This is a genomic window from Glaciibacter sp. 2TAF33 (assembly GCF_052114945.1).
Lineage (GTDB): Bacteria > Actinomycetota > Actinomycetes > Actinomycetales > Microbacteriaceae > Cryobacterium.
The window spans coordinates 85849-102562 of sequence record NZ_JBFRFS010000011.1 but is presented as its reverse complement, the minus strand read 5'-3'; the positions used below and the strand labels follow the sequence as shown (position 1 = coordinate 102562).

At 67.7% G+C, this 16714-nt stretch carries 18 protein-coding genes; 4 read left to right on the top strand and 14 right to left on the bottom strand.

Annotated features, from left to right (window positions below; genetic code table 11):
- Together AB4Y94_RS13095 and lnt are read left to right on the top strand one after the other, a co-directional pair.
- A complete protein-coding gene (locus AB4Y94_RS13095) occupies positions 1-2433 on the top strand; it encodes a DEAD/DEAH box helicase (protein ID WP_441728272.1) in 2433 nt (810 codons plus the stop codon).
- Between the two features lie 9 nt (positions 2434-2442).
- A complete protein-coding gene (lnt, locus tag AB4Y94_RS13090; RefSeq protein WP_441728271.1) occupies positions 2443-3966 on the top strand; it encodes an apolipoprotein N-acyltransferase in 1524 nt (507 codons plus the stop codon).
- 108 nt (positions 3967-4074) lie between these two features.
- Here lnt and AB4Y94_RS13085 read toward each other — a convergent pair whose 3' ends face one another.
- From AB4Y94_RS13085 to AB4Y94_RS13070, 4 genes are all read right to left on the bottom strand, one after another.
- Complete coding sequence (locus AB4Y94_RS13085) at positions 4075-4440, bottom strand: RNA polymerase-binding protein RbpA (RefSeq protein WP_441728270.1); 366 nt, start codon at positions 4438-4440, stop codon at positions 4075-4077.
- A gap of 95 nt (positions 4441-4535) precedes the next feature.
- Positions 4536-5303 carry a glycerophosphodiester phosphodiesterase family protein gene (locus tag AB4Y94_RS13080; RefSeq protein ID WP_441728269.1) on the bottom strand — a complete coding sequence of 256 codons (768 nt, stop codon included), beginning with the start codon at positions 5301-5303 and terminating at the stop codon, positions 4536-4538.
- A gap of 9 nt (positions 5304-5312) precedes the next feature.
- Positions 5313-6290, bottom strand: coding sequence for an SPFH domain-containing protein (locus AB4Y94_RS13075; protein WP_441728268.1), 978 nt, complete (start codon positions 6288-6290; stop codon positions 5313-5315).
- On the bottom strand, positions 6287-6760 hold the full coding sequence (locus AB4Y94_RS13070; RefSeq protein WP_441728267.1) for an NfeD family protein: 474 nt from the start codon (positions 6758-6760) through the stop codon (positions 6287-6289). Before AB4Y94_RS13070 ends, AB4Y94_RS13075 begins: the two co-directional genes overlap by 4 nt.
- Before the next feature lie 99 nt (positions 6761-6859).
- On the opposite strand from AB4Y94_RS13070, the gene AB4Y94_RS13065 reads away from it, so the two are divergent.
- Positions 6860-7624, top strand: a complete 765-nt coding sequence (locus tag AB4Y94_RS13065) for an SDR family oxidoreductase (RefSeq protein ID WP_441728266.1) — start codon at positions 6860-6862, stop codon at positions 7622-7624.
- Here the strand turns inward: AB4Y94_RS13065 and AB4Y94_RS13060 are convergent.
- Positions 7611-8144 carry an HdeD family acid-resistance protein gene (locus AB4Y94_RS13060; protein WP_441728265.1) on the bottom strand — a complete coding sequence of 178 codons (534 nt, stop codon included), beginning with the start codon at positions 8142-8144 and terminating at the stop codon, positions 7611-7613. The two genes, AB4Y94_RS13065 and AB4Y94_RS13060, sit on opposite strands and share 14 nt — an antisense overlap.
- A 192-nt stretch (positions 8145-8336) precedes the next feature.
- Between AB4Y94_RS13060 and AB4Y94_RS13055 the strand changes: the two genes are divergently transcribed.
- Positions 8337-10715: an ATP-binding cassette domain-containing protein gene (locus AB4Y94_RS13055; protein WP_441728264.1), complete on the top strand. Its 2379-nt coding sequence runs from the start codon at positions 8337-8339 to the stop codon at positions 10713-10715.
- Positions 10716-10734: 19 nt separating this feature from the next.
- Here the strand turns inward: AB4Y94_RS13055 and AB4Y94_RS13050 are convergent, their stop codons facing one another.
- The 9 genes from AB4Y94_RS13050 to dhaL all read right to left on the bottom strand — a co-directional run bounded on the left by AB4Y94_RS13050 (position 10735) and on the right by dhaL (position 16707).
- Entirely contained in the window at positions 10735-11499 is a 765-nt protein-coding gene (locus tag AB4Y94_RS13050; RefSeq protein WP_441728263.1) for an ABC transporter permease, read from the bottom strand.
- Positions 11496-12302, bottom strand: a complete 807-nt coding sequence (locus AB4Y94_RS13045) for an ABC transporter ATP-binding protein (protein WP_441728262.1) — start codon at positions 12300-12302, stop codon at positions 11496-11498. Before AB4Y94_RS13045 ends, AB4Y94_RS13050 begins: the two co-directional genes overlap by 4 nt.
- A 26-nt stretch (positions 12303-12328) precedes the next feature.
- A complete protein-coding gene (locus tag AB4Y94_RS13040) occupies positions 12329-12694 on the bottom strand; it encodes a DUF1048 domain-containing protein (protein WP_441728261.1) in 366 nt (121 codons plus the stop codon).
- A gap of 2 nt (positions 12695-12696) precedes the next feature.
- Entirely contained in the window at positions 12697-13047 is a 351-nt protein-coding gene (locus AB4Y94_RS13035; RefSeq protein ID WP_441728260.1) for a PadR family transcriptional regulator, read from the bottom strand.
- A 271-nt stretch (positions 13048-13318) separates the two neighbouring features.
- Entirely contained in the window at positions 13319-14269 is a 951-nt protein-coding gene (locus AB4Y94_RS13030) for a patatin-like phospholipase family protein (RefSeq protein ID WP_441728259.1), read from the bottom strand.
- A 236-nt stretch (positions 14270-14505) separates the two neighbouring features.
- Positions 14506-14868 carry a VOC family protein gene (locus AB4Y94_RS13025; RefSeq protein WP_441728258.1) on the bottom strand — a complete coding sequence of 121 codons (363 nt, stop codon included), beginning with the start codon at positions 14866-14868 and terminating at the stop codon, positions 14506-14508.
- Positions 14869-14936: 68 nt separating this feature from the next.
- Positions 14937-15278, bottom strand: coding sequence for a hypothetical protein (locus tag AB4Y94_RS13020; protein WP_441728257.1), 342 nt, complete (start codon positions 15276-15278; stop codon positions 14937-14939).
- A 50-nt stretch (positions 15279-15328) separates the two neighbouring features.
- Positions 15329-16051 carry a dihydroxyacetone kinase phosphoryl donor subunit DhaM gene (gene dhaM / locus AB4Y94_RS13015; RefSeq protein WP_441728256.1) on the bottom strand — a complete coding sequence of 241 codons (723 nt, stop codon included), beginning with the start codon at positions 16049-16051 and terminating at the stop codon, positions 15329-15331.
- Entirely contained in the window at positions 16051-16707 is a 657-nt protein-coding gene (gene dhaL / locus AB4Y94_RS13010) for a dihydroxyacetone kinase subunit DhaL (RefSeq protein ID WP_441728255.1), read from the bottom strand. The genes dhaM and dhaL overlap by 1 nt, the downstream gene beginning before the upstream one ends.
- Between the last annotated feature and the right edge of the window lie 7 nt (positions 16708-16714).

Genomic DNA, 16714 nt, shown 5'->3' with positions numbered 1-16714 from the left:
GTGACCGACGTCAGATCCCCCGCCGAGCGGTACGCGGAATCCCGCTTGCACGCCGAGCATGCCCAGCTCACCGCGTTCCGCACGGGCCTCCGCTTCGACCTCGACCCGTTCCAGCTGGCCGCCGGTGCGTCGCTGGAGGCCGGCAACAGCGTGCTGGTCGCCGCGCCCACGGGGGCCGGTAAGACCATCGTCGCCGAGTTCGCGGTCTACCTCGCGATGCAGCAGCCGCGTGCGAAAGTGTTCTACACCGCGCCGATGAAGGCGCTCAGCAACCAGAAGTTCCAGGAGTTCGTCGCCGAGTACGGCCCGGATGAGGTCGGCCTCCTCACCGGCGACACCAACATCAACTCGCAGGCGCGGATCGTGGTGATGACCACCGAAGTCCTCCGCAACATGCTGTACGCGGACTCCGACCTGCTGACCAACCTCGCCTTCGTCATCATGGACGAGGTGCACTACCTGGCCGACCGGTTCCGCGGCGCCGTCTGGGAAGAGGTGATCATCCACCTCCCGCAGGAGGTGCGCCTGGTCTCCCTGAGCGCGACGGTGTCCAACGCGGAGGAATTCGGCGACTGGCTGCAGGCGGTGCGCGGCGAAACGGATGTCATCGTCTCCGAGGAACGCCCGGTGCCGCTGGAGCAGCACGTGCTGGTCAAGAGCAAGATGCTCGACCTGTTCGACTCGTCGGGCCTGGCCGCGACCCACCGGGTCAACCCGGAACTGGTGCGGCTCGCCCAGTCCGGCGGGCGTCCGCCGGAAGGCAAGGTGCGCGGCGGGCGCGGCCGCTACCACGAGCGGCAACAGTTCGACACCGGCAGGATGGACCGCGCGGGCATCGTCGAGATGCTCCGTGGCAAGCACCTGCTTCCGGCGATCTTCTTCATCTTCAGCCGGGTCGGCTGCGACCAGGCCGTCCGCCAGGTGCTCCGCGCCGGGGTGCGGCTCACCGAGGCTCACGAGCGCGACGAGATCCGGCAGATCGTGGACGAACGCTGCCGCACCCTGCTCGACGAGGACCTCGCCGTCCTCGGCTACTGGGAATGGCTGGACGGCCTGGAACGCGGCGTCGCCGCCCACCACGCCGGGATGCTCCCCGCGTTCAAGGAAGTCGTCGAGGAATTGTTCCAGAAGAAGCTGGTCAAGGCCGTCTTCGCCACCGAGACCCTGGCCCTCGGTATCAACATGCCGGCCCGCACCGTGGTGCTGGAGAAACTGGAGAAGTTCAACGGTGAGGCGCGAGTGCCGATCACGCCGGGGGAGTACACCCAGCTGACCGGGCGGGCCGGCCGCCGGGGAATCGACGTGGAGGGCCACTCGGTGATCCAGTGGCAGCAGGGACTCGACCCGCAGTCCGTGGCTTCACTCGCCTCCCGGCGCACCTATCCGCTCAACTCCAGCTTCAAACCGACCTACAACATGGCGGTCAACCTGATCGACCAGTTCGGGCGTGAACGCACCAGGGACGTGCTGGAGTCCTCATTCGCCCAGTTCCAGGCCGACCGCGCCGTCGTCGACCTCGCCAGGAAGGCCCGCCAGCAGGAGGCGTCGCTGGCCGGGTACACGGAGTCGATGACCTGCCACCTGGGCGACTTCACCGAGTACTCCGGCATCCGTCGCGCCCTCACCGATCTCGAGCGGGAGACCGGTGCCGGCGGCGAACCCCCGTCGCGGGCCCGGCGTGAGAAACGACAGCGCGAGCTGCAGAGCCTCCGCAAGCGGCTTCGCAGCCACCCCTGCCACAGTTGCCCTGAGCGGGAGCAGCATGCCCGATGGGCCGAACGCTACTGGCGGCTGAAGAAGCAAACGGATGCCCTGCACCAGCAGATCTCGGCCCGCACCGGCGCCGTGGCCCGGGTCTTCGACCGCGTCACCGACGTGCTCCTCGGGTTCGGCTACCTCGTGCACGACGAGCACGGGCAGGTGCGCCTGAGTGAGAGCGGCCGCATCCTGCGCCGGATCTACGGGGAACGGGACCTGCTGGTGGCCGAGTCCCTCCAGCGCGGACTGTGGAGCAGCCTCGATGCGGCGAGTCTGGCGGCCATGGCGTGCGCGTTGGTATTCGAACCAAGAAGGGACGAGGGCGACACCTCGGAGCGCTACCTGCCGAAGGGCCCGTTCCGGCCCGCCCTCGGGGAGACCCAGGACCTCTGGAGCCGCATCGACGACCTCGAACGCGACCACAAACTCCCGGGCAGCAACCCACTCTCGGTGGGCCTCAGCCTGCCGATGTGGAAGTGGGCGCGCGGCGGATCCCTCAGCGATGTGCTCTCTGAGGCCGACATGGCGGCGGGGGACTTCGTGCGCTGGACCAAGCAGACCATCGACCTCCTCGACCAGTTGTCCGTGGTCGCCGACGGGCACGTCGGCCGCACGGCGCGGCAGGCCATGGACGCCATCCGCCGCGGGATCGTTGCCTACAGTTCGGTCGCCTAGGCTGTCAGGGTGACACACCCGGGACCCTGGCGACTGAATATGCCGCTGTGGGCATCCGTACTGCTCGCGGCCGGCGCCGGCGCGATCCTCGACGGTGGTTTCCCTGATCGTGGCTGGTGGGTGCTCGGACCGGTCGGCGTCGCGCTGATGCTGCTGGCCCTGGTCGGCCGTGGCACCTGGACCGGGCTGCTTGTCGGTTGGGTTGCCGGGTTGTCGTTCTGGCTGATCCACATCAGCTGGCTCACCCTGTACCTCGGGCCCGTGCCGTGGCTGGCGCTGGCGGTACTGGAGTCACTGTTCTTCGCGGTCGGAATGTGCCTGGTCGGCGTGGTCCTGCGGGTGGGCCCGGCACTGTGGCCGACACCACTCGGCCGGCTCGGGATGGTGCCGGTCGTGGTGGCCGGCCTGTGGACCGCCCGGGAAGCGATCTCCGCGGTCTGGCCGTACGGCGGGTTCGCCTGGGGCCGGGTGGCGATCTCCCAGTCCGAGAGCCCGTTCAACTCGCTGGTGGCCTGGGCTGGCATGTCCGGGCTCAGTTTCCTGATGGTGTGGCTGGCTGCCCTGTGCCTGCAACTGCTGCGGGAGCCGGAACTGGCGGCGTTCACCCGCACCGCGATCGGGGTCGCGGCCGTCGCCGCCTTGCTGGTGGTGCCCGCCTGGCCGACCCTGTCGTCCGGAACCGCACGGATTGCCGCGGTGCAGGGGGCGTCAGACGCCGGTTTGTTCGCCCAGTACTCGCCGGGGCAGATCCTGAACGACCACACCTCCGCGACCCTGCCGCTGATCGGGGAGGACGTCGACCTCGTGGTCTGGCCGGAGAACGCCTCCGACATCGATCCGACCCGGTTCCCCCAGGCCGCCACGGTGCTCGACTACATCTCCGAGGCGATGAAAGCGCCGGTGGTCGCCGGAACCATCACCGCCAGGGGCGGGTCCTTCTACAACACGTCGCTGCTGTGGGAGGCGGGGAAGGGCGCCGTCGACTGGTACGACAAGGTGCATCCGGTGCCGTTCGCCGAGTACATGCCCGATCGGGCATTCTGGCGGCCGTTCGCGCCGCAGCTGATCGACCTGATCGCGCGGGACTACTCCATCGGCACCCGCAGCAACGTGTTCGACATCGGTGCGATCCAGGCCGGAATCGCCATCTGCTTCGACATCGCCGACGACCAACTGGTCAAGGAGATGGTCGACGGCCACGCCAACATCGTCCTGGCGCAGACCAACAACGCGGACTTCGGGCACACCGACGAGAGCGTGCAGCAACTGGCGATCGCCAGGCTCCGGGCGATCGAGGCGGGCCGCACCGTGGTCAACATCTCCACCGTCGGCTCCAGCGCCATCATCACCCCGGACGGCGAAACGCTGGACGACCTGCCGACCTGGGTTCCGGGTGCGATGGTGCAGACGGTGCCGCTGAGCGACACGGTCACCCCGGCCATGGCGGTCGGACGCGGCCTGGAATGGCTGGTCTCCGGCCTCGGCCTGGCCGGGTTCCTGCTGTGCGCGTTCAGCGCCCGCCGGATGCGGTAAACCGCTCTGCCACGCCGCCCCGCCCGTCGCCTCCGGATACAGCCGACGCCAGCCGACTTCGAGTCGAAGTCCGCGCTGGCGCCGGTGGTCGTCTGGTGAAGCGCCGGTTCAGGCGCCGATCTTGTGCTGGCCGCGACGGGCGCGCAGCACGCTGAGGCGTTCCTCGAGCAACTCTTCAAGCTCGGCCCTGGTGCGGCGTTCCAGCAGCATGTCCCAGTGGGTGCGGGCGATCTTCTCGTCCGAGTGATCGACGATCACCGGCTTCGAGTCGACGAGCCGGGTGGCGGTGTGGGCGCAGTACTTGCATTCCCATTCGTCAGGCGCTTCGGCCTCCGCCGAGAAGACCATGACTGTTTCACGTCCGCACGTGGCACACAGGTAGGTGTGACTGACTCGTGGTGAGAAGGTGACGCCCTCTTCGCTCTGCAGGCTTTGTGCGCCCAATCTCATCCCACGCAAACTGCGATCCGCCATCGTGTGGTCTCCTCTCGCGATGCACTCCCAGTTGTAAACCATCAAGCTGGGCGTTCTCTTTCCGTTACGCCCGTTCTCGGAGAGAACTCACAGGCTCAGCCGCGTCCGGCGATCAGGGCCGCGGCGACATCGCAGCGGTCGGTGACGAGGCCGTCCACGCCGAGGTCGAGGAGCCGGGTCATCGCATCCGGCTCGTTCACGGTCCAGACGTGAACCTCCACGCCGGCCGCATGCACCGCGTCGACGAACCGCGGCGTCACGATCCGCACGCTCCTGACCCGTTCCGGAACCTGCACCGCGGCGAAGCCGGCCAGGCCACGCCGCACCGCGGAGTCGGCGTGCAGTGCGGCCGCCGGTATCACGGACCTGAGGACCGCAGCGGATGGCGAGGTGGCCACGTGGGGGAGCAGGTCGACGGTGCGTCGTCGCCGCCGCTCGGAGAATGAGGTCACCAGCACCCGGGGGATCGCCCTGGCCTTGATGAGTGCCGCGGCCGTGGCCTCCGGGGCCGCGTCAGACTTGACGTCGATGTTGAAGCGCGCGTCGGGAAAGGCGTCGAGCGCTTCGGCGAGCGAGGCGAACGCCTGGCCGCCGCCCAGGTCGATGCGCCTGAGTTCGGCCATGGTGAGCTGGTCGATCCGCACCGTGCGACCGCCCAGCCGGGTGAGGTCGGGGTCGTGGCTGAGTACCGGGACCCCGTCCAACGACAGGTGGACATCCGTTTCCAGGTGGGTCGCACCGTGTGACAGCGCGGAGAGGAAGGCCAGCAGCGTGTTCTCCGGCGCATCGACCGCCAAGCCGCGGTGCGCCAACACTCGCGGCCGGGAGGTCGCGAGGAATGCGGATTCCGCGTCGGAGGGCACGAGCCGCGATTACTCCAGGGGTGCGGCGGGCGGGGCCGAGGGCGGCGCAGCGGGTGCGGCTCCGGGCGATGGAACGTGCTCGCCGGGGACCGGGGCGGGCCCGAACGCCCGGCCGATGCCCTTCATCGCCTCTGTCAGTTCGCTCGGCACGATCCAGAGTTTGTTCGCACTTCCCTCCGCCAGTTTCGGCAGGGTCAGCAGGTACTGGTAGGCCAGCAGCTTGGGATCCGGGTCGCCGGCGTGGATCGCCTGGAACACGGTGGTGATGGCGGATGCCTCACCCTCGGCACGCAGCACAGCGGCCCGGGCGTCACCCTCCGCCGACAGGATCGCCGCCTGCCTGGCGCCTTCGGCGTTGAGGATCGCCGACTGCTTCGTGCCTTCAGCCGTGAGGATGACGGCGCGCCGGTCGCGCTCGGCGCGCATCTGCTTCTCCATCGCGTCCTGGATCGAGTGGGGCGGGTCGATGGCCTTCAATTCCACACGGCCGACACGGATTCCCCATTTGCCGGTCGCCTCATCGAGCACGATCCGCAGCTTGCCGTTGATCGCATCGCGGCTGGTCAGCGTCTCCTCGAGGTTGAGCCCGCCGACCACGTTGCGGAGGGTCGTCGTGGCGAGCTGCTCCACGCCGATGAGGTAGTTCTGGATCTCGTACGTCGCGGCGCGGGCATCCGTCACCTGCAGGTAGACCACCGTGTCGATGGAGACGACGAGGTTGTCTTCGGTGATGACGGGCTGCGGAGGGAACGTGATGACCTGCTCGCGCAGGTCGATGAGCGGCCGGAGCCGGTCGATGAAGGGGATCAGGATGTTGAGGCCCGGCGTCAGCGTCTTGTGGTATCGGCCCAGCCGTTCGACGACGCCGGCGGTGGCCTGCGGGATGATCCGGATCGCCTTGAACAGCGTGACGATCACGAAGATCACCAGGATGACGACGACGACGATCACAATCACCGTCGCGATGATCTGGCCTGCATCGGTCATTGCGGGTTCCTTTCAGCCGGGACGACGATGGCCGTCGCTCCCTCGATTGCGGTCACCAGGACGCGTTCGCCGGGTTCGACGATGCGTTGTTCGGTGACAGGGGAGAGACGAGCGGTCCAGGTTTCCCCGTTGGAGAGTCGAACCTGGCCGCCGGAGGTGTCGAGTGAGCGCACGACATGGCCGTCGATGCCCAGCAGCGCGTCCACATTACTGCGCGAGGGGTCGCCGCCGCGCTTGAGCGCCCGGAGCAGGGGTGGCTTGATTCCGAAGAGGAGGACAACCGACAAAGCGGCGGCGATGAGCAGCTCCAGCCACCAGGGGGCGCCGAGCAACCCGGAGACGAGGCCGCCCACACTGCCCAGGGCGATCATGAGGAAGGTCAACTCGAGGGTGACCATTTCGATGGTCACGAACAACAGGATGAGCACCAGCCAGACGATCCAGCCGTAGTCGGTCACGAAAGCATCCACGTGTTCCCCTTTGCTCGTCGTTCATCCTTGAAGCTATCAGGTGGCGCACTGCCTTATTGGTAGTGTCGTCTGCGAGAACCACCGACTGAAGGAGCACGCGTGACCAACCCACTCGCCGCAGGATCGCTCGACGGACAGCGTGTACTGGTCACCGGCTCGTCCCGTGGCATCGGCGCTGACACCGTCGGCTACTTCGCCGCCGCGGGCGCGCGCGTGGTCATCAACTACCGGAACAAGGCGGCCAGGGCGCAGAAGCTCGCCGACTCGATCACCGCGGCCGGGGGAGTGGCCATCACCGTCGGCGCCGACCTCACCGACCCTGAGTCGGTGCAGCGGATGTTCGACACCATCACCGCTGAGTACGGCGGACTCGACATCCTGGTGATGAACGCGTCAGGGGGGATGGAGAGCGGCATGGCGGCCGACTACGCCATGCAGCTCAACCGGGACGCGCAGGTCGACCTGCTGACCATGGCTGTTCCGTTGCTCTCAGCGGATGCCCGGGTCGTGTTCGTGACCAGCCATCAGGCGCATTTCATCGAGACCACCCCGACGATGCCGGAGTACGAACCGGTCGCTCGCAGCAAGCGCGCCGGCGAGGACGCACTCCGTGCCATGATCCCCGAACTGGACGCGAAGGGGATCAGGTTTGTCGTCGTCTCCGGTGACATGATCGAGGGAACGATCACGGCCACGCTGCTCGAGCGCGCGAACCCCGGCGCCATCAGCGCCCGGAAGGACGCGGCCGGCAAGCTGTACAACGTGAGCGAGTTCGCGGCCGAAATCGCCCTGGCTGCCGTCGAGCCGGTCCCCGCGAACAACACGCGTTACGTGGGGGACACCACCGGCTTCAACGCCCGCTGACCCCGCTCAGCGGGCGGGTGCCGCGTCGCGGATGGCGGAGGACTGTCCCCGGGAACGCCCCGAGAGTGAAGGCCTGAACCACCTGCATGATGCCGGACACCACGAGGAAGATGCCGGCGATGACCGCCAGGATGGCCACCCCGTCCAACGGCGACAGCAGCACGACGATCCCGGCCACAACGCTGATGGCTCCGAACAGCGTTTCGAACCACTTGCTGGAATCGGGTGCGGTCTCGACAATCGCGCCCACCCCTTCGACGATCCACGAGATCCCGATCACCAGTCCGAGGACCACCAGGGTGTTCAGCGGATTCCGGATCGCGACGATCCCGGTCACGACCAGCAGCACGCCGAGCAGGATCCCGAGAACCCGGCCGCCGATGGTGCCCCCCTTCATGAAGACTCCGCGGCCGAGCCTGATGGCCCCGCTGACCAGGAAGTACAGCCCGACGAGGATCGCAACCAGGCTGACGGTTGCCGAGGGCCACACCAGCACCATGATGCCGAGCACGATCGCCACGGTCAGGCCAGCGTTCGCGCCGCCCAGGACCGGAGCGGCCGCGGTGAGTGAGCCCGAGCAGGAATCGAGAAGCGCGAACTCCCGCGCCGGTCTGCTGCTTAGATTGGTCCAGGCGTAGCCGAGCGCAACCGGGGAGGCAATGCAGCGTCACCGATGCCGCGTCACAGAAACCGTGTCACAGATGGAGCCACAATGAGCATTGCGCCGACCGCCAACACGCACGTTGCCGACAGCCACGATCTGATCCGCGTGCAAGGCGCGCGGGAGAACAACCTCAAGGATGTCAGCCTCGAGATCCCGAAGCGCCGGCTGACGGTGTTCACCGGCGTTTCCGGGTCGGGCAAGAGTTCGCTGGTGTTCGCCACGATCGCCGCAGAATCGCAGCGCATGATCAACGAGACCTACAGCACGTTCGTGCAGACCTTCATGCCGTCGATGGCCAGGCCAGACGTCGATGTGCTGGACGGACTGACCACGGCGATCATCGTCAACCAGGAGCGGATGGGCGCCAACGTACGCTCCACCCTCGGCACGGCCACCGACGCCAACGCCCTCCTGCGCATCCTGTTCAGCAAGCTCGGACAGCCGCACATCGGGTCGTCCAACGCATTCTCGTTCAATGTGCCGTCGGTCACGGGATCCGGCGCCATCACGGTCGCTCGGGGCGAAGGAAAGGGCGAGACGGTCCGGAAGACGTACACCCTCACCGGCGGAATGTGCCCCCGCTGCGAGGGCATGGGCACTGTCTCCGACATCGACCTCGCCGAACTGTACGACGACAGCAAGTCGCTCGCCGGCGGCGCGATCACCATTCCCGGGTACAGCGCGGACGGGTGGATGGTGCGGATCTTCAGCGAATCCGGATTCCTCGACCCGAACAAGCCGATCCGTGACTACAGCGACACCGAGCTGCACGACTTCCTGCACAAGGCGCCCACGAAGGTCAAGCTGCAGGGGATCAATATGACCTATGAGGGGCTGATCCCCAAGATCCAGAAGTCGATGCTCGCCAAGGACAAGGAGGCGATGCAGTCCCACATCCGAACATTCGTGGAGCGCGCCGTCACCTTCGTCGCCTGCCCGGACTGCGGCGGCACCCGGCTCAGCGAGGGCGCCAGGTCGTCCCGGGTCGGCGGACTCAACATCGCCGACGCCTGCGCCCTGCAGATCAGCGACCTGGCCGAGTGGGTGCGGGGCCTGGCTGAACCGTCGGTCGCGCCGCTCCTCGCCACCCTGCAGCAGGCTCTCGACTCTTTCGTCGACATCGGTCTGGGGTACCTGTCGCTCGACCGTCCCTCCGGCACCCTCTCCGGCGGGGAAGCGCAACGCACCAAGATGATCCGCCACCTCGGCTCGTCCCTGACCGACATCACCTACGTCTTCGACGAGCCGACGATCGGCCTGCACCCGCACGACATCCAGCGGATGAACAAACTGCTGCTTCAGCTGCGCGACAAGGGCAACACGGTGCTCGTCGTCGAGCACAAACCAGAGGCGATCGCGATCGCCGACCATGTCATCGACCTGGGGCCGGGCGCCGGCGCCGCCGGCGGCAGCATCTGCTACGAGGGCACCCTCGACGGCCTGCGGGCCAGCGGCACCCTCACCGGCCGGCACCTGGACTACCGGGCCACCGTCAAGGCGAGTGTCCGCCGGCCCACCGACACCCTGGAGATCCGCGGCGCGAATGAACACAACCTGCAGGGTGTCGACGTCGATGTGCCGCTCGGGGTGCTCGTCGTGGTCACCGGTGTGGCCGGCTCAGGCAAGAGCTCGCTGATCCACGGCTCGGTGTCGGGACGGGACGGGGTCGTGTCGATCGACCAGGGCGCGATCAAGGGTTCACGGCGCAGCAACCCCGCCACCTACACCGGACTGCTCGAGCCGATCCGCAAGGCGTTCGCGAAAGCCAACGGGGTGAAGCCGGCACTCTTCAGTGCCAACTCGGAAGGCGCCTGCCCCACCTGCAACGGTGCCGGGATGATCTACACCGACCTGGGCTTCATGGACACCGTCGCCACCCTCTGCGAGGAGTGTGAGGGAAAACGGTTCCAGGCATCAGTGCTGGAGTACCGACTCGGCGGGCGCAACATTGCCGAGGTGCTCGCGATGTCGGTCACCGAGGCGGAGGAGTTCTTCCGGACCGGTGAGGCACGAACACCGGCGGGGCACGCCATCCTCGACCGGCTCTCCGACGTCGGGCTCGGCTACCTCAACATCGGGCAGCCGCTCACCACCCTGTCCGGCGGCGAACGGCAACGGCTGAAACTGGCAACGCACATGGGGGAGAAGGGCGGGGTGTACGTGCTGGACGAGCCGACCACCGGACTGCACCTCGCGGATGTGGAGCAGTTGCTCCGGCTCCTCGACCGCCTCGTCGACTCCGGTAAGTCAGTCATCGTGATCGAGCACCACCAGGCCGTGATGACGCACGCCGACTGGATCATCGACCTCGGTCCCGGCGCCGGTCACGACGGCGGCCGGGTCGTCTTCGAGGGCACGCCCGCCGAGCTCGTCGCCGCCCGCTCCACCCTCACCGGGGAGCATCTCGCGGCGTATGTGGGCGCCTGAGCCGTGCTAACGATGGGCCTCAGCTGATCTTGCGCCGGTAGCCGGCGATCGCGAACGCGTATGCGACGACCAGGATGCCGACCAGCCAGGCGAGGGCGATCCAGATGTCACCGCCGACGGGTCCCTCCGTGAACAGGGCGCGGATGGTGTTCACCACGGAGGTCACCGGCTGGTTCTCGGCGAACCAGGCGACGGGGCCGGGCATCGAGTCAGTGGGCACGAACGCTGAGCTGATGAAGGGCAGGAAGATCAGCGGGTAGCTGAACGCGCTCGCGCCGTCGATGGTCTTCGCGGACAGCCCGGCGATCACGGCGATCCAGGTCAGCGCGAGGGTGAACAGGATCAGGATGGCGGCGACGGCGAGCCAGGCGGCAACTGATGCCCCGCTCCGGAATCCCATGATCACTGCGACGCCGATAACGACCGCGACGGCGACCAGGTTCGCGACCAGGGAGGTGAGCACGTGCGCCCAGAGCACGCTGGACCTCGCGATCGGCATGGACTGGAAGCGTTCGAAGATGCCGCCCTGCATATCGAGGAACAGCCGGTACGCGGTGTATGCGACGCCGGACGCGATCGTGATGAGCAGGATGCCGGGGAGCAGGTAGTTGACATATGACTCGTCGGATCCGGTTGTGATGGCGCCGCCGAACACGTACACGAACAGCAGCATCAGCGCGATCGGGGTGACTGCGGTGGTGATGATGGTGTCGGGGCTGCGGAGGATGTGGCGCAGCGAGCGGCCGGTCAGGACGCTGGTGTCGGCGAGGACGTGGGTGGTCATCGGAGTTCCTTTCGTGCCGGGACCGTGTCGTCGGTCTGGTCGCTACCGACGAGGGCGAGGAAGACGTCCTCGAGGGAGGGCTGCTTCTCGATGTATTCGACCGTGGCGGGGGGGAGTAGGCGCTTGAGTTCGGCGAGGGTGCCGTTCTGGATGATCGTGCCCTGGTGCAGGATCGCGATGCGGTCGGCGAGCTGCTCCGCCTCGTCGAGGTACTGCGTGGTGAGCAGCACCGTCGTGCCCTGGCCGGCCAGCCGCTTGACGGTCTGCCAGACCTCGATGCGCGCCTGGGGGTCGAGCCCTGTTGTCGGCTCGTCGAGGAAGATGACCGGCGGGTTGCCGACCAGGCTCATCGCGATGTCGAGTCGGCGTCGCATGCCGCCCGAATACGTCGACGCCTTGCGGTTCCCCGCCTCGGTGAGCGAGAAACGGGAGAGAAGGTCGTCGACGATCGCACCCCGGTGCTCCAGGTGACGCAACCTGGCGACCAGCAGCAGGTTCTCCCGGCCGCTGAGCACGTCATCGACCGCGGCGAACTGGCCGGTCAGGCTGATCGACTCGCGCACGTCGCAGGGCTGCGTTGCGACGTCGAAGCCGTGGACCGTGGCGCTGCCCGCGTCGGCCTTCAGCAGGGTCGACAGGATCCGCACCAGGGTGGTCTTGCCTGCGCCGTTGGAGCCGAGAAGTGCGAAGATGCTCCCCGCCCTCACTTCCAGGTCGACCCCCCGCAGCACGTGCACGTCCGTGAAGGACTTCTCGATGCCCTGCACCCGGATCGCGGGTTGGAGGGCGTGTCCGGTGGTCATGTCCGGTTCTCCGATCTGGGGTTGTTCTACACGTCGTTGCCGGCGGCCTGGTCGATGGCGTCGGTCAGGCGCTTGCGCTCCTTGTTGATCCACTGGCCGTCGGAGTAGTTCTCGATGAAGGTGTCCGCGAACTCCACCGGGTCGTCCCCGACGATGTCGCGGATCGGGGTCCCGTCGACAGCGGCCCGCTCGATCAGGTCAGCGAGGTCTTCCAGCATCTGCACGATGACATCCCCCTTGACGATCGACCCGGCGTACATGAAATATCGCTCGAGTCCGTCGATCGCCGTGCGGTAGCTCGGGGGGAGTTGTTCCTTGCGTGCCTTGTACTGGCGCCAGCGTTTCTTGTCGTCGAACGAGCCGGTGACCTGTTCGATCCATCGTGCGGCCATGATTACTCTCCTTCTTCCTGCGGGTGTTCGATGTGGTGGTGGAGCTGTTCGATCCGGCCGGCAAGGAAGGTCCAGCTCGTCCAGAACTCCTCGAGGTAGTCGACGCCGAATGCGTTCAGCGAGTAGACCTTGCGCGGCGGTCCCTTCTCGGACGGGACCTTCGCCACGTCGACGAGGCCGCGCTGCTCGATCCGCACCAGCAGCGCATAGACGGTGCCCTCGACGATGTCGGAGAATCCCTCATCCCGCAGCCGCGCCGTGATCTCGTAGCCGTATGCCGGCCGCACGGCCAGGATCGCGACGACGATGCCCTCGAGAGTGCCCTTGAGCATCTCGGTCATCTGCTTTCCCATACGACGGTCCTCCAACTACTCAGCGTCACTGACTACCACTAGATAGTAACACTGAATAGCGATGGCGCGCGCGAGTAAACGACGAGTTCCGTGCGCGCGCCGGCGCCGTGGCACCACGTGCCGGCGGGCGCGGCAGGGGCAGCTGGGCAGCGGATGAACTCCGGCCTGTTCCGCCGGTCATCGCCGGTCGCCCCACACGACAAGCGGACCTCCACAAGTGACCGATAATGCACATTATGTCAAGTCGAGTGAACTCTCGTCTCGACTGCCGTCATGCCGTGTGCCAGAACTCGCTGAGCTGCCCGGCGAGGGCGCGGCCCTGGTCGAAGCCTCCTCGTGCGGCCGGCAGACGTGTTGACGGATCCAACGCGTTGGCGTTGAACACGTCACCCGCACCGGCGTCCGGAAAGACGGTCTCCACCCGGCTGCCCCCGGAGCGGAGCTCTGTGACCTGGGTCGCAAGATCCATGCCCCACCCCCGCGGCATCCGCGACCTGCCGCCGAATGGCGAGAACACCAGCACCCGTCCGTATCCGGCCGCCAGGTCGGCGTTCTCGCTGCGGCGATAACCGCCGTTGAGGTACCGGTTCTCCCCGATCCGGTATGGCCCTCCGAAGCCGTTGCTGGTGCTGGCAGCGACGGCGTCCACCAGGTCGATGCCGCTGTGCCGGTCGAACACCACCGGTTCCCCGGTGTGCGCGTCGACCGCCGCAATCAGCACAGCCTGCTGCGGCCAGTCGTGGCTGGGAAGCCGAGCCGCGACAATATCGCGCCAGCGGGGCTGGCCCGGCTCGTCGGGCGCATCCATCTCGAGCGCGGCGGCACCCATCCTGCGGCGCATGTCTGACGCGTCCTCGGCCGCACCGATGATCGCGTCCGACCATTCCAGATAGCTCGGCTCCGAGAGACTCGGTCCGCGTCCCCTGCCGGACCCTGGCCCTCCGCCGCGCGGCCTCGGCACCTCTGCAAGAATGGCGGCATACAGCTCGGTCGGCCGCGCGCCGCTGGTGACCTGGGCTGCCACCGTCGATCCTGACGATGTCCCGATGATCAGGTCGGCATCGGTGACATCGACGCCGGCGTCGGACAGTCCGGCGATCAGGCCGAGCTCCCAGGCATTGCCTGCCGCTCCCCCGCCGGCAAGGACCAGGGCGGTGCCGGAGTGGTGCTCAGGGACATCGGAAGCGGGGTTTTCCGAGTTGAACTGAAGAGAATGTTTCATAGTCGTAGCTTTCTGGGAGTGCGTGCGGCGCTCCCCGCGACGGCTACGTCAGTCGCGCGATCGTGAACTCGAAGGAGCGCCCGGAGTGGACTGTGTGTACATCGGGCTCACCTCCTCGAATCGTGTTACGTTCGCCGGAAACTCTACCGGTTTGGGCCCAGTGTGTCGACGGCGACCACCTGCGTCAACCGAAACAATCCTCGGCGCCCTGCCCGCTGTGGCATGACGATGTCGGGTCAGTTGCCTGACGCCGGGGGTTCCCACAGTTCGATCGGCAGGCCTTCCGGGTCGTGGATGCGCACGAAGCGGCCATAGTCTGTCGTGTCCCACTCGGGCCGGCGCTCGACAGCAATCCCCGCCGCCTCCAACTGCTCGGCCAACGCATCCAGTTCGGTGACGCGGAGGTTCAGCATGAACGACTGGTCGGCCGCAAAATAGTCGGAATCGGCCGGGAAGGGGGTGAACACTGTCATGCCGGCCTGCTGCTGCCAGATGGCGTCATGACCGGCGTCGATGCCGAGGTGCTCGCGATACCAGGCCGCCCGTGCGGCTGGATCGCCGCTGCGGAAGAAGAGTCCGCCGATTCCCGTCACCGCCATGGTCGGCCTCCCTGTGCCACCGCCGTGGGTCGCAGTTCGAGCGTAGTGGACGACTGCCGGCAGCCGGCTCAGGACTCCCCCGGCTTGTCGTGGATGACCATGCCGAATTCGTTGACCGGCTCGAATGCGTCCCTGTCCCATGCGCCGGGGTGCGGCACCGGGCAGTTGAGCACCGTATTCGATTTCGAGTGGTCGATGGTGTGCTCACTCATGGGCCGCCCACAGACCGGGCAGCGGGTGAGCTGGTCGGCGTCCTTCACCACCTCACCGGCGTCGTAGGTACCCGGCTGTGGATTCTCAAACGCCGGCCTGAGCCTGTCTTCGACCCATTCGAACAGGTGGCCGCGCGGGCGCTTTCCCTGCCCGGTGGCGCCAGACGAGCCGTCCTGTGACCTGTTGTCCTGAACCATGCCCCCACGATACGCCGCAACTGAGCTTTCGTCACGACACAAACGCACGCCTACTCTTCGCCGAAGCCAGACTCGATCAGGTCGGCGAGGGCGTTCACCGCCGCCGTGGCGTCGGCATCAGGCGAGGCGATCTCGACCAGCTTCCCTTTGGTGAGCCCGAGCGACATGATCCCGAGCAGACTCTTGGCGTCCTTGCCGTTCACGGTGACCTTGGCCGGGAACGTGCTGGCGAGTTTGACGAACTCGGCGGCGGGCCGGGCATGCAGCCCGTCCTTGTTCACGAGCGTGACCGTGCGGCTCACCGCCCCCGGCGCACCCGGAGCGGATGCCGCTGGTTCGCCGGCCGGCTCCGGCGCGGCGGGTATCGCGGTCCGTGCGGCCGCCGCCACCGCCGCCAGGTCCCCGCCGGTCTCGGCGGCCACCGCGGCGGCCACTCCCCCCTCCACCAGCGGCGCATCGACGATCAGCACGCGTTCGCGGATGACGTCGTCAAGGAAGTCCAGCGCCGTCTCCGCGGTGAGGATCGCCGATCCCAGGTCACACAGCACGACCACGCCGCGACCGGCATCCGCCGCCGCGATCGCTGCGGTCACCTTGCCGAAACTGGTCCCGATGCCATCCTCGTCGGTGCCGCCGGCCGCGACCAGGGCAACGCCCCCGGCCATCTGGCGCGCGAGTTCGACCAGGCCCTCGGCGATCTTGGAACTGTGGGAGACGAAGACCAGGCCCACCAGGGCCGACGCGCCGTCCGCGGCTCCGCCTGCTTCGGCCACTACCGCTCCCCCGCGCCGGCGCGGGCAGCCGCGGTGTCCGCTGCCGCCCGCAGCAGCAGCGCCGTTGACTGCGCCCCGGGATCGCGGTGTCCGATGGCACGTTCGCCGAGGTAACTGGCCCGCCCCTTACGAGCCACGAGGGGCTCGGTTGCGACGGCGCCCTCCGCGGCCGCATCGGCCGCAGCACGGAGGACCGCCTCCGGATCGTCGTCCTGAAGCGCTGCGGCCTCGGCGGCGGCCACCGCCGGAGTCCACGCGTCGACCATGGTCTTGTCACCGGGCTCAGCCTTGCCGCGCAGCACGATCCCGTCCCTGGCCGCGGCCAGCAGGGCGGCCACCATAGCACCGTCGAGGTCCGCGACGCCGCTGATCGCCGTCGCCGCCTTGAGGTAGGCGGTGCCGTACAACGGCCCGGCGGCGCCTCCGACGGTGGAGATGAGCGTCGTCGCCAGGAGCTTCAGCACGTCGGACGGTACGGCGTCCTCGGCGAGGCCGTCGAGCTTGGGCAGCACCGCCTGGAACCCGCGGTCCATGTTCTCACCGTGATCGCCGTCGCCGATGTCGCGGTCGAGGGTGATCAGCTCGACCCGGTGTTCCGCGATCACCTCCGCGCTTCTCCGCACCCACGCGGTGGCCCACGCTGCATCCAAAGCCATGCCGGCT